Origin of the sequence: Pantoea sp. DY-15, from assembly GCF_019795935.1 — a bacterium.
In the GTDB taxonomy this organism is placed as follows: domain Bacteria; phylum Pseudomonadota; class Gammaproteobacteria; order Enterobacterales; family Enterobacteriaceae; genus Pantoea; species Pantoea leporis.
This window is the reverse complement of sequence record NZ_JAIMIF010000002.1, coordinates 547,380-568,085: the sequence shown is the minus strand read 5'-3', so window position 1 is coordinate 568,085 and position 20,706 is coordinate 547,380. Positions and strand designations below refer to the sequence as shown.

Sequence of the window (20,706 nt, the reverse complement as noted above, 5' to 3'; positions counted from 1 at the left end):
TTAAAGCCTTGCCATTGAAAATATCCGAAAGATAAAGGGCTTATCATGATTGATAAATTAAAAAGGAAGAGTCAGTACAGATGGTTTGTGATAGCACTCATTTTTATACTCTTTATGGTTGCACAGGCAGACCGGGCAAACATCGGCTTCGCTATTCCTTTTATCCAGAAAGAATATGACCTGACCAATTCAGAGATAGGTCTCATCATCAGCCTGTTTTTTGCCGGTTACGGACTATGTCAGATCCCGGCGGGCTTTTTTGTTAAACGTAAAGGGATCCGGTTTTCCTATGCCGCCGGTATGCTGTTGACATCCGTCTTCACGTTTATGATGGGCAAAGTTGATTCTGTCTGGCACCTTAAAATTCTGCGCGCGCTGGTGGGCGTCAGCGAAGCTCCCGTCGTGATCAGCTCAACAGCCACCATCAACAACTGGTTTCCAACGAAAGAGAAGGGGACGGCCACGGGCATTTTTCTGGCCGGTTCAAAATTCGGGCCGTTGCTGGTTCCTCCCATCTGTGCCTGGATTCTGATTCATTATGACTGGCGCCATATCTTTCTGTTCTTTTCAATACCGGGAGTCATTCTGGCTTTGGTGTGGTATGTCCTGGTCAGGAATACCCCGGCAGAAAGTCGCTTTGTGAATCAACAGGAGGCGGATTACATCGCGGAAGTCAGCCGTGATGAAGAGGGGAGCAAGCGACGTTTCAAAAGCCGGGCGTTCCGCTATGGCTTTATTGACCGCATGATCAGAACGACAAAGCTCACCCCAATCGACTCATCCCGGTCCATTTTCCGGTCATGGGATATTTACGGAGCAGCCATCGGTTATATGTGCATGGTGGGGATTGTTGACGGCGTGATCATGTCCTGGCTGCCCAAATATCTTCTGCAGGAACACAAGCTGTCCATCGTGGCTTCCGCGGCGCTGGCTGCCACGCCGTTTGCCGGAAACGTGATAGGGAATCTTTGCGGCGGCTGGATTTCGGATAATCTGCTGGCCAAGCGCCGGAAGCCCCTGATGATGTTCAGTGCTGTCTGCACGATTGTGATGACAGGGCTGATGACCGTAGCACCCCAGAATCCCTATCTGCTGGGCCTGCTGCTGTTCTGTTTGGGCTTTCTGATAGCACTGGGGTACTCAGCTTACTCGGTATATGCCATGGCCCGGGCGTCCAGAGAGACTTATCCGGTCGCTTACGCCATTATTAACATGGGCGGGCAACTGGGAGCGGTGTGTATGCCCCTGATCGTCGGAGTATTGCTGGATAACTACAGCTGGAATGCGGTGTTCATCACGCTGGGTATCGCCGCGGCACTGTGTCTGGTGGTGGTCTTTACCATTCGTGAGCCCCTACCTGCAGGTGCCGAACTGGAGTGACAAACAGCCAATGTAACCGGCGGCATGCAGCCGGTTACATGATCACTGCATAAGCAGATTCATCAGCATATTTTCCCGCTCCCAGTGGGCGAAATGTGCCTCCATGGCCGCTCTGGCCGCATCAGGATCGCGGGCCGCAATGGCCTTAACAATATCTTTGTGATTGCTGTTAATGCGGGTTTCCGATTCGTTCAGACCTTTCATGATGCTGCGTCGTTTTCTCAGCAAATCGGCGATGAAAGAAGCGATGCTCTGATAAAAAAGCATGATGACAGGATTATGGGTCATACCAGCCAGCACCAGGTGAAACTGATAGTCTGCCTCGACCTTTTCTTCAAAACCTTCAACTGTCACCATCAGATCGCTCAGGCGTTCGAGCTCGGCAATTTCTTTATCAGATGCATGCGTGGCCGCTTCCTCGGCCAGCATTTTCTCGAACATTTCCCGGGCGTCTTCGATGGTATCGAGCGAGATGTAGCCTAACTGTGAGGCAATATCAAAATAGAGGTTGGCAAATGACAGGCGAGGCATTCTGAGAAACGTTCCGCTTCCCTGATTACGCTCAATAAAACCAAAAAATTCCAGAGAGGAAAGGGCATTTCGGATAATGGATCGCTGAACCCCCATTTTTTCCGCCAGGACCCGTTCAGAAGGCAGTCTGTATATGCCATTTTTATCAATCGCAGCAGTCGCGAGTATCCGTTTGATCAGGGACTGACTTTCTTCGGGGATTCCGGTCATGTTTATCACATAAGATGATTACAGAGGGCGGGTGGGTTACCGAATATCCTAACGCCTGCATCAGGGGATGACAACATAAGAGGCGTGCCGGGCGGGGACAGAACAGCATTCTGAGCAAAAGTTATCTGTTCTCCCCGCAGGTAATGAAATCAGACCATTACCTGCCGGTCAGATGGTTTCAGGCGTTTCCGCCCGCTATTTTTTTCAGTGCCACGACTTCTGAATGCTCAATATACGGCGGGAGTTCGCTGAAGAGTTTAACGATATGGTCAGCATTCAGATGCTTTTGCAGTAGGTCAAGAGAAGACCATTCTTCGGTCCAGACAAAACGACGGGGATTCTCTGCGTCCTGGTTAAGCTGATAAGTAATGCAGCCTTCTTCACTCAGAGTTCTCGCAATGACGCTGCAAAACATTTCATGAACCTTATCTTCAAAGCCTTCCTTAACGGTAAATAATGCGACGACTGGTACAGTCATAGTGCCTCCTGAATAGTAACAATTGGCTTAATGAGCCTGATCAAACAAGTTATTCAAGCCGCTCAGGGCAGACATGAAATCAAGATAGATGGGTGTCTTTGCACCGAATCGGATGTCATTGACAATCGTGAGCGAGCGCAATAATGGATAAAGCCTGAAGTCCGATTCATTGATCTCTTACCGGTACTTCAGGAGAGTCTCGAGTTCACCGAGCCTGGCATTCCCTGTGCTTTTCAGGAACCTCCCGCCATACTGCCCATCAACGTAGTGAACGATATCCCTACTCTCAGCCATGAAGGTACCGTCGTCCTTCTCGAGGATAGGGGCAATTTTTTTACTTACCATTCTTGTGGACGTTTCAGCATCAGCTTCAGACATGAGGCGCAGTTCCAGAGGAATTTTCTTTATCCCTAAAATCATGCGTGCCCGGACGCAGAATGGACAATGCTCGTAAATATATAACTTCATCAAGCAGCCTCCCTGTAGATTTTAGATTACTCGCAAGTAACATTACTAAAAAGTAATGTTACTTGCGAGTAATATTGGTGTCCACACATAATCCTTTATTTTACTTAGCTGTTAGAGAGTGATTACACTAGATGCGTTGCTGATCCAGTTTATTTATCGGAGCCCTGCTTTGTCACATCGCGTTACCCAGCATCAAAACAGTCCGCAGCCCACCAGAGGCGAAGTAACCCGCCAGCGCCTGCTGGAGCATGCCTGCCGCGAATTCGCCAGACTGGGATTTCACAGCACTAAAGTGAGCAATATCGTCAAAGCCAGCGGGCTGAGCCAACCCACGTTTTACATCTATTTTGACAGCAAAGAAGCCGCATATGAGGAGCTCGTTCATGAGTTTCGCCGCAGACTCAGGATCATCACGAAAGATTTGCTGATCCAAAAGCCCATCGGCGGAGAAGCCTTGGTCAAAAGTCTCCAGTTCAGCTTTATCAGTTTCCTGAGTTTTCTCGCAGAAGATCCGGATCTGACTGAAATTGGTCTGTTCCAGCCGCCGGGCTGCACGGAAACTAAAGCCTCTCTCGCCATATGGATCGCGGACAATATTGCACAGGAGCAGGAGCTGGGGGTATTCAGCAAGGACGTCGATGCGCTGACGGTCGCGCGATGCTTCGTCGGGATGATCGATCAGGCTGCCAGAGTTCCCCGGGATGAAATGACTTTGGAAGAGCTGGCAATGGGCTGTGCGCGTGTGCTGTGTAAGGGCATAGGGCATTGAGTCGGGTTTTACACCCTTAATCAAAAAAGTGGCGGCAAAAAAACTAAAACTCAGACATCTGTACTTGTAATTGCACTGATAGAGCCTGCACCTCCACGCCTGCATAAAATTTAACCATTTCTACCGCATCATCGAGGGTAAATCCCCGTTGCGTGCTGCCTGTGGTCTCGTTAAGCGTTTCACTCGCATAAAGTGTATAGCTTTTCCCGTCTCTTTTTACTGAATGGTTAACTTGCCTGACAGCACTTAGGCTGCATCGGCATGGGTGGATATGCCAAGGTAATTCCGTGTGGGGTGGGAGGGTCATACGCATGACGGAAATCTGTGGCCTGCCCGAAGGATAGTGCTAATAAGGCTGCCCACTCCATGCTTTGTCGCTCTGAAGTACGAGTTCGTGCTGCAGGTAAACCTGCTGCGGTTTTTTTAGCGTGTTCATCCTTCATACACTCTCCTTAAATTTAATTATCGCTGAGTGTAGCAGCCGCCAAAACGGCACCCGCAGGTGCCGTGATGGCTATCAGATTGTGTCCGGTAACGCGTAGGCGATGACGTAATCGCCTTTACCTGTTCTCATGAAATGATGTCCGGTTGCTTCGATCACCACATACTCTTTACCGTTCTGTTCATAAACCATTGGGTTTGCCTGGCCACCTGCCGGCAGCGGCGCTGACCAGACCGTTTTCCCGGTTCTAATATCAATGGCACGGATAAGGTCATCCGTCGCTGCTGCAATGAAGACCAGCCCGCCTTTAGTTACGGCAGAACCCCCATTGTTAGGCGTTCCGATGTTGATCGGCATGCCGGTTGGAATGCCAAATGGACCGTTTTTCCTGGCCGTCCCTAGCGGGCGATCCCAGACGGTGTGCCCGGTACGCAAATCAATTGCACGAATGCCACCGTACGCGGGCTCGTTGCAGAGCATGCCGGTAAAGCCATTCTGCCAGCCCGGATTGATGTTCAGCGCAAACGGCGCGCCGCTCTGTGGTGTCAGCGGACTGGCATGGGTGTCAAGGTTATAGCCAATTTTATCCGAAGGATGGACGTGAAGCTTATCCGCAACGCTCCTTGCCACAAACTCGGTATAGTTAACGGTGTTGTTATAGTTGGCAATGACAAGACCATTCACAGGGTCAACTGAAACTCCACCCCAGTCACTTCCGCCGTTGTAGCCCGGGTATGAAATAAACGGTTTGCCGATTGATCCCGGCGTGTAGGAGCCTTTGTAGTCAGCCTGCTGGAATTTAATCCGACAGTACAGCTGGTCCAATGGCGTCAGCCCCCAGGTGCTGGCAGGTGTCAGATCCGGTTTGCGCATGCTATTGAAAGTGGAATATGGCTGGGTCGGCGAACGCTTATCCGGGTCGGTTCCTCCCTGTGGCGCTGGCTTTTCAATCACATCAAACAGCGGCTTGCCGTTTTCACGATTAAGAACGTAAAGCTCAGCGTTTTTGGTCGGCAGAATGATGGCGGGAATTTTACTGCCATCGGCCTGAGGATAGTCAACGAGGGTAGGAGGTGAGCCCAGATCGAAATCCCAGATGTCATGATGGGTCGTCTGGAAGTTCCATCGCGGGAGCCCGGTGTTGATATCAAGTGCTACCAGCGAATCGCCGTACTTCAGCTCAGCAGGGGTACGCGGCGCGCTCCAGTAGTCACCGGAAGGGTTAGCGACAGGAAGATACACCAGCCCCAGTTTTTCATCACCGGTAAACGAGGTCCAAACGTTAGGACTTCCGCGCTTGTAAGCGTTATTGCCGTGCTTAGGCGTGGCGTCCTCAGGATTAGCAGCATCCCATGCCCACTTTAGCTTGCCGGTTCGAACGTCGTAGGCTTTAGTAACGCCTGGCGGGCCAAAGACACGCTGGCCGTCGATGACCTGATGGCCAACAACAATCGTATCCCTGATCACTACCGCTCCGGAGGTAATCGAAACGTAGCCGGTGTAGGTTTCACCCATATCCTTAAGGATCGATACCTCGCCGTTATTGCCGAAATCAGTGCAACGGGTTCCGTCCTGCGCATCCACCTCGAATACACGGGCATCCAGCGTGCCCAGAATGATCCTGCGATCACAGTGTTGATAAACAGCAGCGATAGCAGGAGCCGAAGCTGGCTGCGAAGGTTGTTGAGAGGGTTTCCGAGTACCGTCAAAATAGGCCAGAGAGCGGCATGCAGGAGTGTAAGGCAGCGCATCCCGGTTAATTTTAGGGTCAAAGCGCCATTTTTGTTTTCCCGTCGCAGGGTCTAAGGCGACGATGTTGTTGGCAGCGGTACAGACATACAGGAAGTCACCCACCTTGATTGGTGTGTTCTCCGTACCCCAGCGAGCGCCTGGTGGCAAATCTCCCGCATGCGTCTGCCAGGCAACCTTCAGTTTACTGACGTTAGCAGGCGTAATCTGTGAGGTAGAGGAATAACGCGCTGCAGACAGATTTCCACCATAGGCAGGCCAGTCATTTTTGACCTCCTGTGACGTAGTGCCGGTGCCGGTGTCAGCGGAAAAGTTTTTACCGTCAGGTGCCGGAAAACCATTGGCTTCGGTCGTGTTATGAGGAAGAAATGCCAGACCGCCCGCGCCAATAAAGGTGAGAACCAGTACTCCCGTCACAGCCCCGCTGTGCTTACGCTGCAGGCGTGGAAGCAGCGTTGACAGGTGGAAGGAGAACGCGATCGCCAGCACAAGTATCAGTGCGAAACGAGGCACCCAGCGCCAGTAATCCGTACCGGATTCAGATATCGTCCAGAACAGCGTGCCGAAGAACAGCAGGCTGAACCAGAGAACCGCAATAGCTTTCCCCCTGAAAAGGGCCACCCCAGACAAAATGCTGAGGACGCCTGCAATGGCGTAATACCAGTTACCTCCCAGCGAAATAAGCCAGACACCGCCGGCAAGCATGTAGATTCCCAGCAGCAACAGTATTGCTGCAAGCAGTTTACCGACCCATCCTGGACGGTTCTTGAGGTTTGAAGGTTGATTCACGATTATGACCTTGCCTGTATGAATAATTAAACTAAATAAAGCGCGCAAATTGTTATCACGATGTAAGTATTTTGTCACACCAGTTATTTATTTTAAGCACTAATTATCCAATGAGCCTTTAATTCATGAGTGCATGAGAAAAAACTCATCATATTAAAAATGAAAATGTACGCCTATAGTTTTATGGGGCAGGTGCATTTGAATAATGAGGTGATAATCAGTCTGGTGGATTAAAAAAATCTTACTTATTTGTCTCATTAAAACCTGCATCTACAATTTCGCTAAATTGAAAAGGGATTAAACATGGGGATTAAAAGTCAAAAGAAATCCGAGCGGTTCATTCCTGCTGAAATAGCCAAAAAACTCCCTGATACCTCGGAAAGCATGTTGGCGGATGAATATCTGACGGACAGGCCTCAAGCCAGTTGCAGGGTCTTCCGAGCCTACAAAGGTGTTCCCCCGCATTTCCATCAACAGTGTGATGAGTATTTATATGTTGTATCCGGCAGAGGGACGTTCTGGATGGAAGATGAAAGCACCGAGGCCGAGTTTGCTCCGGGTCACCTGTTGTTTTTTGAGCGTAACGTGGTTCATGCGCTGCCAACGCTCATTGAAGAGCCCGTCGTTTTCCTGTCCATCGACAGTCCCCGTCGGGAACCTGATGATATCATTTTTGTGAACCCTGAGGACGGCTCTGCGTCTGATTTTATGCTACGTAACGGGCAGGGATAGCGCGCAATTGCCCGATGTTCTGCCGTGAGTGTTCTGGCGACAGAGGTCGGGCAGGCCACATATCAAAGCTGTACCTGTCATGCGTGGCATGATCTTCTGATGCAGAGTTCAGTTAGTGTGATTTCATTCAAAAGCAATAAGTCAGCTAAAGCCGGTTTAGAAATCAGTATTTGTTTCAACCGATTCACCATTAATCGCATTTTCCAGACTGAGGTGAATGTTCTCACCTATAGCCATGGCATTATCAATTAACTCATCCAAATCATGATCTGTCACCACGACCGCATTTCCGTCTTTTTTCTTTCCGCCACGATGCACCAGATGTTTAGGTTTTAACGTAGCTAATTCGATAGCATCAATTGGCGCTTCGCAGATAAATATCAAAGGTGGCTTTAAATCGCTTTTTTAATACGAGCAGCATTATGCTAACTAGCGCTGATATGATGCTCCTTCACTACTTTGATAAGCGCTTCCCTGATTTTTCAACCAGTTCTCCTTGGAAGGTAAGGGCGATGATCTCTTTGCTGAATTTGAGCTCGGTTTTGGCCTTTTCAATAAATTCGGCAATGTATAAATCATATTTATTAATACGCATTAATGAATAATTCAACAAAGAGCGTTTCATGGGCGGTAATGATATTCGTGTACGAGATACTAAACCGATGATCTTTACGCTCATTTTTAAAATCACCGTCAGCCAGAGATCTTATACCTTCAACTATTAATTTCTCATTCAGAGCCGTCGCATCCGCTAATGGCAGGAAACGGACGCGCGCGTCAGGCTCGCTATGAGCGAATAGCGGACATTCACGGCCATCAATTTAGCTGACAACATGCCCTTGATATATCGTCAAATTAGTGGCGTTTTTCTTTCGAAATTCTTTAAACAGATTCAAATTTCATTAGTTATGACTCCTGCATCTTAACGACTACTTTGCCCTTCGCGTGCCCCTGACCCAAATAGGCAAGAGCTTCCTTTGCTTCTATAAAAGGGAATACCTTGTCGATCACCGGCCTGATTTGTTCCGCCTCAATGAGTTTGCCGATTTGGGCGAGCTGATCGCCATCAGGACGGACAAAAAGAAATGAATAAATGAGGCCTCGATTTTTTGTAAGACGCATGATCTTGCGGCTCATCAACCCGAAAACTAAACGCAGCAGGACGTTTAGTCTCCGCGACCGGGCGAACGCAGCATCTAATGGACCGATGAGAGAAACAATCTTTCCACCCGGCTTGAGAATTTGGGTGGATTTTTCAATTGAATCGCCTCTGATAGTGCCGAGAACCACATCGTAGTCGCTCAGCTCGTTTTCAAATTCCTGTTTTTTATAATCAATCACTTCGTCTGCGCCAAGATAACTCACCCATCCGGCGTTGTCTGTGCTGGTTGTCGTGGCCACCTGTGCGCCAAGGTGCTTCGCCAGTTGGATGGCAAAACTGCCAATCCCCCCGGAACCTGCCGGGATGAAGACCTTCTGACCAGGCTGCAACCCGGCTCGCTCTGTCAGCGCCTGCCAGCATGTGAGGCTCACCATCGGGAGCGAAGCCGCCTGCACGAAATCCAGGTTCGTGGGTTTTATGGCTGCAGCGCTCTCTGGCACCACTGCAAACTCCGCAAGAGAACCTATTCCCGTGTCGAAAGTGCTGGCGAAAATTTCGTCACCTGGCTTGAACCGCATCACTCGACTCCCCACGGCGATGACAACCCCGGCTAAGTCGCTTCCCAAAGTGGCGGGGAGTTTAAAATGCAAAACCGGTTTGAATATTCCGGTTGGGATCATGTTATCAATCGGGTTCAGACCCACAGCGAAAACTTTTACCAGGATTTCATTATCATTGGGGGAAGGGCAATCGATGTTATCGAATCCCAGCTCAGGGGATTTACCATAGCGTTTAAACGTAAGTGCTTTCATCGTCTTATTCTTCATTTATTTTTTCGCATCAAGCTGAAGACTTTTGCGCACCACATTATCCAGGAATGACGCAGGGGCGAATCTGAGAATAAAATTCAATTGACCTGCCAGCCTTCCCGCCGTGTAGCGCACCTTCGGGCGTAAAGTCTGAGCAGCTTTAACCACCACGTCAGCCACCACCTCCGGACTTTCCGCCTCAGCCATTGCTTTGCTCACCACTTTCGTCAGCTTAGCCCGGATCTGGTCATACTCCTCAAGCTTTGCATCCGCCTCGATATTATTGGCTTCAAACTGTGTTTTCATGTAGGCAGGTTCGATGACAGACACTCTGATGCCCTGTGTGCGCAGTTCATGATCCAGTGCTCCGGTATACCCTTCGACCGCATGCTTACTGGCAGCATAAAGTGCCACATACGGCAACGGAACGATGCCGAGTATCGAACCGATATTGATGATGCGCCCGCTGCCCTGACGGCGCATATGAGGGATCACTGCGCGGCTCAACCTGACGATGCCCAAAAAGTTGGTGTCGAAAATGTGTTTGGCCTGTTCGACAGAACTCTCTTCCGCCGCCGCTGGAGCAACCCCAAAGCCCGCATTATTAATCAGAACATCGATTCGCCCCTCGAGACGCAACAACTCCTCAATGGCGGCCTCGACAGAAGCGTCGTCCGTCACATCCAGCGCCAGTATAGGAAATGGATGCTTTCCCGCCTGAGCGCCACGCCGGCTCGTACCATATACCGTAAATCCTGCGGCTAAAAGTTTGTGACCAGACGCTTCGCCGATACCCGAGGACGCGCCGGTAACCAGTGCAACACGTTTTTTTGCCATGCTGAATAAGGCCTTCATGAGATGTTTCAGGTTTCTCATCGCTGATGAGACGACAGGCTGTAATGGATTTATGTCGGATTTACCGCTGTGCAGAACAGCCGGAAGACCGTTCTGCACAGGACATCTCATTGATTACAGTGCTTTATATCGTTCTGCGGATTCATCTTGTTTGATGTCTGAAAGCAGAGCCTGACGCGAAGCATCGAGGGTGTCCCAGCGGGCAGCATTATGTAAAGGCGGAATGGTGACCCGTTCACGGCGGTCAAAACCTACCAGTGCGGCATCCACTAACTCGCCCACTTCCATGAATTTTGCCGAGTTAGTGATGTCGATACCCGCACGGTCCCAGATTTCCGTGTAAGTGCCGGCAGGGAGCACCGCCTGGATATAAATGCCTTTAGATGACAGCTCGACATTCATTCCCTGAGACAGGAAAAGCACGAAGGCTTTGGTGGCGCCGTAAACCGTCATGGCAAATTCTGGGGCGAGGCCGACGATGGAACTGATGTTGACGATCGATCCCTCGCCTGCTTGCACAAAGCGTGGTGCCACGGCACTAGCAAGTCTCGTCAGCGCAGTAACATTAAGCGCGATAAGGCTTTCTATTGAATCAGGTGTCTGCTCTGTAAAACTGCCGGACTGTGCAATACCCGCGTTATTGATAAGAATGCCAATCTGCGCGTCTTCACGCAGGCGAGCTTCGACCACAGCTAAATCGCTCGTTTGCGTAAGGTCAGCAGGCAAAACATCGACAGAAATGCCATTTTCCTGTCGCAGACGATCGGCCAGTATTTCTAACTTCGTTTTGTCGCGCGCAACCAAAACCAGGTCGTGGCCCCGGCGGGCGAACCGTTCAGCGTAAACCGCACCAATACCCGTGGATGCGCCTGTAATGAGAACTGAAGCTTTAGTCATAATTTGATCTTCTTTATTAAAGTGTAAACTGAATTCGCCATGTGCGATGTATGAAGAACCGTCACACCGGTGCTTTACTTACTGGTCTCAGTCAGCGACGGGTAATCGGTATATCCCGCTGCGCCACCGCCATAAAGTGTTTCAGGATTGATTGAGGCCAGAGGTGCGCCCGTCTTCAGCCTCTCGACCAGATCGGGGTTGGAGATGAATGGGCGACCAAACGCGAACAGATCGGCTTTACCCTGCGCAAGCTGAGCGGACGCCAGTTCCAGGTCATAGCCATTATTGCCAATGTAAGTGTTTTTAAAACGCCGGCGCAGGGAGTCGTAATTGAACGGGGATACATCACGCGGGCCGCCCGTCGCACCTTCAACTACATGGAGGTACACGATGCCTAATGCGCTGAGTTGGTCAGCGACGTAATCATATTGCTGCTGCGGATCACTGCACGAAATCGCATTTGCAGGAGAAACCGGTGAAATACGTACGCCGGTGCGGTCAGCACCAATCTCATCTTTTACGGCCGCCGTGACTTCCAGCAGCAGGCGCGCACGATTCTCGACAGAGCCGCCGTATTTATCAGTTCGCTGATTTGCGCCATCTTTGAGGAACTGTTCCAGTAGATAACCATTCGCGCCGTGAATCTCTACGCCGTCAAAGCCGGCGGCAATGGCATTGGCCGATGCCGTTCTGAAATCGTCAATAATCCCCGGTATTTCCTGCAACTCCAGCGCACGTGGCTCAGAAACATCAGCAAAGCCATTGTTCACAAAGGTTTTTGTCTCGGCGCGAATGGCTGACGGCGCGACCGGTGCAGCGCCACCCGGCTGTAAATCGACATGCGAAATTCGTCCTACGTGCCATAACTGTACAAATATGCGCCCACCTTTGGCATGCACCGCGTCAGTCACTTTACGCCAGCCATCGATCTGAGCCTGCGTGTAGATCCCCGGCGTATCCTGATAGCCCTGCGCCTGTGCGGAGATCTGCGTGGCTTCAGTGATCAGCAATCCTGCTGTGGCACGCTGGGCGTAGTAGGTCGCCGCCAGTTCGCCCGGTACCAGCCCCGCTCCGGCCCGGTTACGTGTCAGCGGCGCCATCACGATGTGGTTGGCCAAAGTTAGTGAGCCAAGTTCATAGGGTTGAAATAATGTCTGATTCGTCATGCTTATTCGCCCGTTAATGGTGGGTTAAGGTGTCAATATAATGATGATGATCATAATCTATAATGTCAACTCGTTTGATTACGGTCATCATCAATGTATACTTAAACTCAATTTTTAAGAGGGGCAGGAAAGCATGAAAGTGTCGAAAGAGCAGGTTCGGGAAAATCGGACACGCATTGTTGAAACGGCCTCAGAACTCTTTCGCGAACGCGGTTACGATGGCGTGGGCGTGGCGGAACTGATGTCAGCGGCAGGCTTAACCCATGGCGGGTTTTACAAGCACTTTGGTTCAAAGGCAGACCTGATGGCGGAAGCGATGAGCTGCGGATTTACGCGTACTGCAGAAAGCACGGCAGGTGTGGACCGGGAAAAATTTATTGAATACTACCTCTCCCGACAACATCGCGATGATATGGGAAAAGGGTGCGTGATGTCAGCACTGGGCACCGATACATCCCGTCAGTCTGAATCAATCAAGGCGACATTTGCCGCTGGAATTGAACGCCAACTCGCCGTTTTAGGAACTGAAAATGGCACGCGCGCTGACCTGATAGATACCATCGCCCATCTTGTGGGTGCACTGGTGTTGTCTCGTGCCTGCCCAGATAATTCCGCTCTGGCTGATGAAATTCTGGATGTCTGCCGTGCGCGTCTTGTTAATCATGAAGCCAGTGAGGATTGAATGTGTTGGGCTTAGGGGACTTTTTTCAGCAGTGCATATAAATAAATCACCAACGTCCGCTTCTGGCACTCAGCAGACGTTCAGGCCCATCATGGTTCCTGCTTCGCTGGCGGAAGCAATTTTTTAGCTTCGTGAATGAGCTTTTCAATCTCTTCCAAAGGGATGCATCCTTCGTAGCAAGAAAAAGAGAATTCATGAGTTACGTCGGAATAGAAGACTTCAGCAATTTGCCGGAGCGGGGATGTTCCAGCCTCAGAAAGTTCGAGGTACATACCATCACGGATGACATCGCTTCCACAGGTAAGGTTGTATTGGATCTTAGCCATAAATATAATCCTCCATTTTTCCTGTTAATGATGCCTTGTTCTAGCGTAATAAAACATATCCCTGAATATAACTTGCATCGGTCCGCTATGAGCGAAATGCGGGCGTTGCTAACCTGGCAATATATTAACCAACATAAATAAGGTTGTTTTGGCTGTAAATCCTGGCCTTGCTTGAATTTATCTTATTAAATACATCAACTTTTTCTGTTGAACTTTAAAACAACAAGATGTTAGATGAGATTTTATGTAAAAATCATTATTCTTAATTAACCCACCTCTATCAGACTACAAATCAATAAATTCAGTCAAGAGATAATCAGTTATCTCACTTCCCACACTTTGAATTAATTTCAATTGTTATTGATTACCCTGCTAAAAGTATCACTCTGATTGTTGGTTTTAATTCCTATCGATTAAGATTAGTGTATAATTTCTACCTGGTCCTTAAATCCATTTTACTATGTAACCAAATGAACGCTACGATGCAGAACTTGATTGCAGAATAGAAGTAATATTATTAGATATCAAGTTCTGGGAATGGCAGGCGGACAACGCGACTAATAACGCAGATAAGTATTTTGCAATGATTGTCATAGCTGATAAGGTTGCGAGGCTTCAGATAGCTCTGGATATTAAAAAAAGAAGAGTGGAGACGTATTGGATTGTCAATTAGCTTTAAAGATTGAATTCAAAAAAAGGCGCTCAATGAGCGCCAGGCGATCCTACATAGTAACTCAATGGTTACTTTTTATTGGAGACTCAAATTCCAATCTCATCTTTAACCCAAGAGCGCGCTTTCTTGACAGTTTCTAAAGGCGGTGCTTTTTCGGGGTCTTGTTCTGCTTCAATAATTATCCAACCATCATAGGTTGAATCTTTAAGGTAATTAATTACTGGAGCGTAATTAACAATGCCGTCTCCAGGAACTGCGAATAAACCGTTTCTGACTGCATCATTAAAACTGAGGTTATTGTTGATCACATTGTCTAAAACATCGCCTCTCACATCCTTCATATGAATGTGTGCAACACGATTGCCGTAGTTTTCAAGTACCCAGCCGATATCCACGCCTGCCGCGGTTGCGTGGCCACAATCAAGCACGATACCCACTAAATCATCAGTTGCTTCAAGGAATGCTTTCAGCTCATCGTTAGTTTCAACCACCATCATCAGGTGATGATGGTAAGCGAGGCGCAGGCCATAAATTTTCAACAGTGAGAAAGCCAGGTTATTAACTTTCTGTGCGTACTGCTCAAGGCTAATATTCGCTAAGGCTGGAGACAGGGATAATGGCTCATCCAGAGGTGCACTTCCGGGCATTGCCCCACATTCTCCATAAACCAAAACTTTTGCACCAAGTGACTTCAGAAGCAATGCATGATCGTGAACAGCTTCAAGCTCTTCTTCGAAACTACGTTCGATAAGGAATCCGTTAAACCAGCCAGAGGCTAACTTGAGTTTTGCGTTGGAAAGTATTGGCTGAAGTTTATTAACTGTTCTGGGGAATTTACGGCCTAACTCAATCCCTTCATAACCCGCTGCCGCGGCTTCTTCAAGACAGGTTTCCAGCGGGATATCACCGCCAAGATCTTCCAACACGTCATTTGTCCAGGACAGTGGGCTAACGCCAACACGAATACGCTTTGATACGCTCATAATTCTATCCTTCAAAATAAAAAGCATCGCTTCCGATGACCTGAGAAACGATGCTAAGTAGGTTCTCAGAGACTCTGAGGAAATTTCAGTATTACAAAGTGAACGCTTCGCGGAAGGATTCTAACGCCACCACCGAATCACCTGATGCCCAACCTTCCAGTGCTACTACGCCGTGATAATTGATACCCTTTAGGGCACGAGCAATGGCTTTATAGTTGATTTCACCTGTTCCCGGTTCTTTACGGCCCGGAACGTCAGCAACCTGAATTTCACCGATATGCTTCTCACTTCTCTTGATTAGTTCTACCAAATTACCTTCGCCAATCTGAGCGTGATAAATATCCAGGTTCATTTTCAGGTATGGGCTGTTTACGGCGGCAACTAACGCCAGAGTGTCTTCCGCTTTTGCAAAAGGCGTACCCGGATGATCAACAGCAGTATTAAGGTTCTCGAGTGTGAAAACCTTGCCTGCCTTCTCTCCCAACGTAGCGAGTGCATCCAGAGTGCTCTTCGCTTTCAGCCACATTTCACCAGTAACAATTTCAACAGGTTTCACTGGCAGGCCAACATTGTTCAGACCAGTACCGTGCAAGTTGAGAGAAGGACAGCCAAGGCGACGTGCAACTTCGATTGACTCATTAGCGCTGGAAAGCAGCTTGGCAATCTCACCACTGTCGGTAAGATTGCCAGAGATATATCCGGTCATTGAAGTGATACGAGCACCGATTTTAACCAGCGCATCAATGTCTTTCTTGGTCCAGTCCCAGATTTCAACACCGAAGCCCATAGCGTGAATACGTTCTACGCGCTCAAGAAATGGCAGGTCGAGAAACACCATTTCTGCGCAGACGGACAATGAGTAGTTAGACATCTAAAATCCTTAAAGATTGATTGGCTGAGACTGTTGAACAGAAGCAATGCATGCCAGTGCGATTTCCAGTGCGTTGCGCGCATCTTCGCCAGTTGCTTTCGGGATTTCACCAGTAGCAACACAACGAACGAAGTCGGTCAACTCAGCCACATAAGCGTCACGCAGCAGATCGGTATCACGACGAGCAGTATCAATAGAGATGCCCTCGGTGGTGTAACGCACACAGTTGTTCACATTGATGTTGCCAGCCTGCAACATGCCTTTGCTGCCGAACACTTCACCACGAACGTCATATCCATAAACGGCCTGGAAATTAGCTTCAGCAGTGGCGATCGCGCCATTATCAAAACGAATGTTCACTACGGCGGTGTCCAGTAAACCGCGATCTTTAAAATCAGGACGCACTAACGCATCGGCAACGGCATAAATCTGAGTCGGTTTCGCGCCTGGGTTCAGATGCAGAAGGATGTCAAAGTCGTGGATTAATGTTTCCAGGAAAATTGTCCAGTGTGGGATTGGCGTTGGATCACCCAGACCTGGGTCACGCGTGATTGAACGAAGCAGTTGAGGTACGCCAATCTTACCTGCTTTGATCTCTTCATAGGCTGCAGCGAAACCGCTCACGAAACGACGGTTAAAGCCAACTTGCAGAGCTACACCGGCTTCTTTAGCCGCGTTGATGGCTTTATCAGCCTCTTCCAGCGTGACAGCCATTGGCTTTTCACAGAATACACCTTTACCTGCTTTAGCTGCGGCTACAACCAGCTCAGCGTGAGTACGAGCTGGTGATGCAATGACCACTGCGTCGATTTCTGGATCATTCAGCATTGCCTGTGGGTCGGTATAAGATTTTTGCGCGCCCAGCTTAGCGGCCAGCTTGTCAGCGGCACCCGGAACAGGATCTGCAACTGCGACTAATGTTGCACCTGGAATACGTTGGGCAACCGTTTCACCGTGGAAACTGCCCATACGACCTGCGCCAATCAGACCAACGCGCACAATATTTTTAACAGACATGTAACTCTCCTCAGTATGTAGGGTATTTACGGCTTACTTTGTGATACAGATTCTGGTGTGATGAGCGGTTGCTCATGACCAAAACGACGGGATTTTGAAAGCATCAATGGTTCGATATGCTCCAGCGAGACGCCTTTAGTTTCCGGCAGGAAGCGGCCAACAAACCAAAACGCGATGACACTGAATCCTCCACATAACAGCAGCGGGAAAGCGCCATTGAAGTGTTCCATCAGCACTGGGCTTCGGTTCATCATTGGGAAGCTCTGCGTCACGATGAAGTTTGAAACCCATAGGGAACAGAACGCGTAGCCCATGGCGACAGCTCGCATACGGTTCGGGAAAATTTCGGAGATCAGCAGCCATGCACCAAGACTCCATGACAGGCCAAAAACAAAAATAAAACCGACTAATCCCACAACCGGTAAGTAGCCTTTTGCTTCATTCATGAATGCCCAGGAAGTGAAGAACAGGAAGGCAGCACACCCCAATGCTCCCCAGCGCAGCAGGGGAATACGGCCTACCCGGTCAAATGCAACCAGCGCAATGCTTACACCGGCAAGCAGCGCCAATCCAAGGAATATGCTCTGGAATAGCGAATCCTGGGTATTACCGGTGACGTTCTGTAATAACGATGGTGCGAAGTACATCAGGATGTTGATGCCCGAAACTTGCTGAAGGACGGCAATCGCACAACCGATCCAAAGAATGTAAGAGGCTTTTTTGTCTTTCAGGATGCCGCGCTGCGGTTGACCATCGTTTGAGGCAGAATCTGCAGCGATAGAACCACGAATCGCGCTATAAAGGCGTTCAGCATGTGCTGCGTTTGAAAGAGAGGTAAGCACCTTGAGTGCTTGTTCTTTCTTGTTGTGCATCGCATACCAACGTGGTGATTCCGGCATAAAGCAAGCCATTATCAGGAACAGCACGCAGGGAACCAATGCCGATGCCAGCATCCAGCGCCAGCCCATAGAAACGATCCATTCGTGAGCTGCTCCCTTAGCAATCAGATAGTTGACCACATAAACAACTAACTGACCGCTTACCATCAGCATTTGCTGCATACCCAGCATGCGGCCACGCAAATCTTTCGGCGATACTTCAGCGATATAGAGAGGCGTGACCGCTGAAGCCATGCCTACAGCCAAGCCACCTATCAAACGGTAAACAACAAACCACGTCAGGTCATTGGCCAATGCCGCGCCAATAGCCGAGATCGCGAACAAAATTGCGGTAATGATCAGTGTCGATTTGCGCCCGATGCGGTCAGTCAAGCGACCGACCCCCCAGGCACCAATGACGCATCCCAAAATCACGTTAGAAACAGCCCAGCCACTTTCCGCTGGTGTGAGCGACAAATGTTCGGTTAAGGGATCAATAACGCCAGAAATGACGGAGGCGTCATAGCCGAGAATGATTCCACTGACTGAAGCGATGGCACAGATGAATATGAGGTAAGGCACATTGTGCTTTCGTGTAGACATTTCATTACTTCTCCACGTTGGTTTTTTTAAGTTATTTGTCTTTGTAGGTAAGACATAACTACTTAGCAACGGGTGTGCCAAGTCACACTCCACTGTTTTATAAGGAAATAAAAAAAGACATCGGTCACAAAGTGTTAATTAAAAAGACATGTCTTCATCACATGTCTATAGAATGAACACATTCAAAGCTACAAAGAATGAAATCTATGGACCATTTTCACGAGATGACTTGGGACGAGGAATGGGAGCTTATCGCGAAGCTTAACCATGAGCAGGGATTTGCCGAGTACAATGAAAAACTGGGAATGGCCTGGAAAGCCTTCGAAAAGGGCGATACCCCTAAAGGCCTTCGTTCGGCTATTCACGCATCATGGTTACGTAGCCATACGGAAGGCATTAATGCCTATCGTTTTGAATATCAGTTCTGCGATGAGAGCGAGTTACGAAGAATACTGGCGCGGAACGCGCTGTTAATCTCCATCGCGCGCGACATCATGCGTAATCTGCTTGCCTACAATCCTGATGGCCACATTAATCTGACCGATGCCAATGGCATAACACTGCATTTTTGTGGCCAGGATTTAACGCCAGTAGGCAGTATTCTCAGTGAGGCCATATCAGGCACCAACTGCACTGGCCGGTGCCTGAAAGAGAATAAGTTGGTTTATATGCTCAGCGCAGAGAACTATAAAGAAGCGCTGCGCATTCGTGGCAAACATTGTGCGGCTGCCCCTATCAGGGACGAGAACGGCGTTATGCTTGGCGTTCTGACTTTGACTGCAAACCCCGGTTGTTTCCACTATCACACGCTTGGAACCGTCCAGGCCGCTGCCGAGGCGATTTCACAGCAGCTTATTTTGCGGCATCTGGTGAATGAGCAGGAATCAGTGATGGAAGCGCTGAATGAAGGTGTTCTGGTCGTCAGTGAACAAGGCATTATTCGGCAGATAAACCGTTATGCCCGTGAGGTGCTCGGCATACAGGGGGATGTCCGCTTCCGGGATGCTGATCAAGTATTACTTCCTGAAGGTTGCTCGTTGAGGGAGTTGCCAGCCTGTAAGGATCGAAATATTGCTCTTTGCCCAAGCCCTGATTCACGTATTTTATGTGTGATTTCAGTTGTCGTTACTCCCGAAGGTGGTCGCGTCATTTCAATGCGTGATAACCGACGTGTGCGAGATATGACGCGTCGTGTTATTGGTAGCAGCGCCAGCTACAACTTTGATATGATCCTCGGCCAGTCAAGAGTAATGCAGGATACCCGTAATAAAGCTCGAAATGCCGGACGCAGTGACAGCACCGTGCTTCTGACAGGAGAGAGCGGAACGGGCAAGGAGTTATTTGCTCAGTCTATCCATAATGGCAGCACCCGCAATACCGGTCCGTTTCTTGCGGTAAACTGTGGCGCGATTCCTCGTGATTTGGTGCAAAGCGAATTATTTGGCTACGAAGATGGCGCCTTCACCGGTTCGAGACGCGGTGGTGCAGCGGGCAAATTTGAACTGGCGGATGGAGGAACACTATTCCTCGACGAAATCGGTGATATGCCTCTTGAAGCTCAGGCAAGTCTGTTAAGAGTGTTGCAGGAGGGTGAAGTGATGCGTATCGGCGGTAAACGACCGCTGAAAGTGAATGTACGTATCGTAGCTGCAACCCACCGCGATTTGAAAAAAGATATTGAAAATGGCTCTTTCCGTCGAGATCTCTTCTTTCGCCTGAATGTGATCAGCTTGCCGATTCCGCCATTACGTTCGAGAAAAGAAGATGTTAAAGAGTTGGCTAACTGGTTCTGTGAAAAAATCTGTCGCGCACTCAATCGAGAACGCGCATTCTTTTCCAGCTCGGCGTTGCAGTTGATGGAAAGCTACGACTGGCCAGGAAATGTGCGTGAGCTGGAAAATATCGTTGAGCGAACCATAAATCTGACGGAAACGGACGATATCCGGGATAAGGACCTTCCAGAGGAGCTTCGTCTACCCGCTTATGCTGATTTAGGTCTACCACGTGAGAAAGTGAAAAGTTTCAATCTTAAGGATGGCGAAAAGACGTTGATCGAACTTTGCCTGATGGAAAAACTGGGCAACATGCGACAAGTCGCCATCGCGCTTAATCTTTCACGCGGTGCACTGTATAACAAGATTAAGAGATATGGGATTGAACCCAGTGATTACCGCGGGTTAAACCATGAAGCTTGACCCCTACAAAACACACAATTTTCATCAGGAGGTCTGCATATCGCTATTCCTGAACTTTAACAGGCCAGAGTAAGCAATCAATTTTTGCATTCCTTACATCC

At 49.1% G+C, this 20,706-nt stretch carries 20 protein-coding genes; 5 read left to right on the top strand and 15 right to left on the bottom strand.

What is annotated here, in order from left to right; genetic code table 11:
- The first annotated feature begins 45 nt into the window (after positions 1-45).
- On the top strand, positions 46-1,380 hold the full coding sequence (locus K5Y32_RS11305) for an MFS transporter (protein WP_222183839.1): 1,335 nt from the start codon (positions 46-48) through the stop codon (positions 1,378-1,380).
- A gap of 42 nt (positions 1,381-1,422) precedes the next feature.
- Here K5Y32_RS11305 and K5Y32_RS11300 read toward each other — a convergent pair whose 3' ends face one another.
- The 3 genes from K5Y32_RS11300 to K5Y32_RS11290 all read right to left on the bottom strand — a co-directional run bounded on the left by K5Y32_RS11300 (position 1,423) and on the right by K5Y32_RS11290 (position 3,067).
- Positions 1,423-2,121 (bottom strand): FadR/GntR family transcriptional regulator, encoded by a 699-nt coding sequence (locus tag K5Y32_RS11300; RefSeq protein WP_222183837.1) that lies wholly within the window; start codon positions 2,119-2,121, stop codon positions 1,423-1,425.
- Between the two features lie 178 nt (positions 2,122-2,299).
- Positions 2,300-2,599 (bottom strand): putative quinol monooxygenase, encoded by a 300-nt coding sequence (locus K5Y32_RS11295; RefSeq protein ID WP_222183835.1) that lies wholly within the window; start codon positions 2,597-2,599, stop codon positions 2,300-2,302.
- Positions 2,600-2,776: 177 nt separating this feature from the next.
- On the bottom strand, positions 2,777-3,067 hold the full coding sequence (locus K5Y32_RS11290) for a glutathione S-transferase N-terminal domain-containing protein (protein WP_222183833.1): 291 nt from the start codon (positions 3,065-3,067) through the stop codon (positions 2,777-2,779).
- A gap of 151 nt (positions 3,068-3,218) precedes the next feature.
- Here K5Y32_RS11290 and K5Y32_RS11285 point away from each other — a divergent pair, with 151 nt between their 5' ends.
- A complete protein-coding gene (locus K5Y32_RS11285; RefSeq protein WP_222184303.1) occupies positions 3,219-3,836 on the top strand; it encodes a TetR/AcrR family transcriptional regulator in 618 nt (205 codons plus the stop codon).
- 517 nt (positions 3,837-4,353) lie between these two features.
- Here K5Y32_RS11285 and K5Y32_RS11280 read toward each other — a convergent pair.
- Positions 4,354-6,816 (bottom strand): membrane-bound PQQ-dependent dehydrogenase, glucose/quinate/shikimate family, encoded by a 2,463-nt coding sequence (locus K5Y32_RS11280; RefSeq protein WP_370635100.1) that lies wholly within the window; start codon positions 6,814-6,816, stop codon positions 4,354-4,356.
- Positions 6,817-7,119: 303 nt separating this feature from the next.
- Here K5Y32_RS11280 and K5Y32_RS11275 point away from each other — a divergent pair, with 303 nt between their 5' ends.
- Entirely contained in the window at positions 7,120-7,548 is a 429-nt protein-coding gene (locus K5Y32_RS11275; protein ID WP_255602567.1) for a cupin domain-containing protein, read from the top strand.
- Between the two features lie 156 nt (positions 7,549-7,704).
- Here the strand turns inward: K5Y32_RS11275 and K5Y32_RS11270 are convergent, their stop codons facing one another.
- The 6 genes from K5Y32_RS11270 to K5Y32_RS11245 form a co-directional block, all read right to left on the bottom strand.
- Positions 7,705-7,932, bottom strand: coding sequence for a hypothetical protein (locus K5Y32_RS11270; protein WP_222183831.1), 228 nt, complete (start codon positions 7,930-7,932; stop codon positions 7,705-7,707).
- 70 nt (positions 7,933-8,002) lie between these two features.
- Entirely contained in the window at positions 8,003-8,227 is a 225-nt protein-coding gene (locus K5Y32_RS11265) for a hypothetical protein (protein WP_222183829.1), read from the bottom strand.
- A 227-nt stretch (positions 8,228-8,454) separates the two neighbouring features.
- Positions 8,455-9,477: an NADP-dependent oxidoreductase gene (locus K5Y32_RS11260; protein WP_222183827.1), complete on the bottom strand. Its 1,023-nt coding sequence runs from the start codon at positions 9,475-9,477 to the stop codon at positions 8,455-8,457.
- A complete protein-coding gene (locus K5Y32_RS11255; protein WP_222184297.1) occupies positions 9,478-10,296 on the bottom strand; it encodes an oxidoreductase in 819 nt (272 codons plus the stop codon). It abuts the gene before it with no gap.
- Positions 10,297-10,428: 132 nt separating this feature from the next.
- Positions 10,429-11,211: an SDR family oxidoreductase gene (locus K5Y32_RS11250; RefSeq protein WP_222183825.1), complete on the bottom strand. Its 783-nt coding sequence runs from the start codon at positions 11,209-11,211 to the stop codon at positions 10,429-10,431.
- A gap of 74 nt (positions 11,212-11,285) precedes the next feature.
- Entirely contained in the window at positions 11,286-12,377 is a 1,092-nt protein-coding gene (locus K5Y32_RS11245) for an alkene reductase (protein ID WP_222183823.1), read from the bottom strand.
- A gap of 133 nt (positions 12,378-12,510) precedes the next feature.
- On the opposite strand from K5Y32_RS11245, the gene K5Y32_RS11240 reads away from it, so the two are divergent.
- Positions 12,511-13,059: a TetR/AcrR family transcriptional regulator gene (locus tag K5Y32_RS11240; RefSeq protein WP_222183820.1), complete on the top strand. Its 549-nt coding sequence runs from the start codon at positions 12,511-12,513 to the stop codon at positions 13,057-13,059.
- A gap of 89 nt (positions 13,060-13,148) precedes the next feature.
- Here the strand turns inward: K5Y32_RS11240 and K5Y32_RS11235 are convergent, their stop codons facing one another.
- The 5 genes from K5Y32_RS11235 to K5Y32_RS11215 all read right to left on the bottom strand — a co-directional run bounded on the left by K5Y32_RS11235 (position 13,149) and on the right by K5Y32_RS11215 (position 18,503).
- Positions 13,149-13,385 (bottom strand): hypothetical protein, encoded by a 237-nt coding sequence (locus K5Y32_RS11235; protein WP_222183818.1) that lies wholly within the window; start codon positions 13,383-13,385, stop codon positions 13,149-13,151.
- Between the two features lie 759 nt (positions 13,386-14,144).
- Positions 14,145-15,041: a myo-inosose-2 dehydratase gene (gene iolE, locus K5Y32_RS11230; RefSeq protein ID WP_222183816.1), complete on the bottom strand. Its 897-nt coding sequence runs from the start codon at positions 15,039-15,041 to the stop codon at positions 14,145-14,147.
- A gap of 91 nt (positions 15,042-15,132) precedes the next feature.
- Positions 15,133-15,912 carry a TIM barrel protein gene (locus K5Y32_RS11225; RefSeq protein WP_222183814.1) on the bottom strand — a complete coding sequence of 260 codons (780 nt, stop codon included), beginning with the start codon at positions 15,910-15,912 and terminating at the stop codon, positions 15,133-15,135.
- A 9-nt stretch (positions 15,913-15,921) separates the two neighbouring features.
- Positions 15,922-16,929: a Gfo/Idh/MocA family oxidoreductase gene (locus K5Y32_RS11220; RefSeq protein ID WP_222183804.1), complete on the bottom strand. Its 1,008-nt coding sequence runs from the start codon at positions 16,927-16,929 to the stop codon at positions 15,922-15,924.
- A gap of 26 nt (positions 16,930-16,955) precedes the next feature.
- The gene (locus K5Y32_RS11215; protein ID WP_370635099.1) at positions 16,956-18,503 is read right to left on the bottom strand and encodes a sugar porter family MFS transporter; all 1,548 of its coding nucleotides are present in this window, start codon (positions 18,501-18,503) and stop codon (positions 16,956-16,958) included.
- Positions 18,504-18,616: 113 nt separating this feature from the next.
- On the opposite strand from K5Y32_RS11215, the gene K5Y32_RS11210 reads away from it, so the two are divergent.
- On the top strand, positions 18,617-20,605 hold the full coding sequence (locus tag K5Y32_RS11210; RefSeq protein ID WP_222183800.1) for a sigma-54-dependent Fis family transcriptional regulator: 1,989 nt from the start codon (positions 18,617-18,619) through the stop codon (positions 20,603-20,605).
- Positions 20,606-20,706 lie beyond the last annotated feature (101 nt).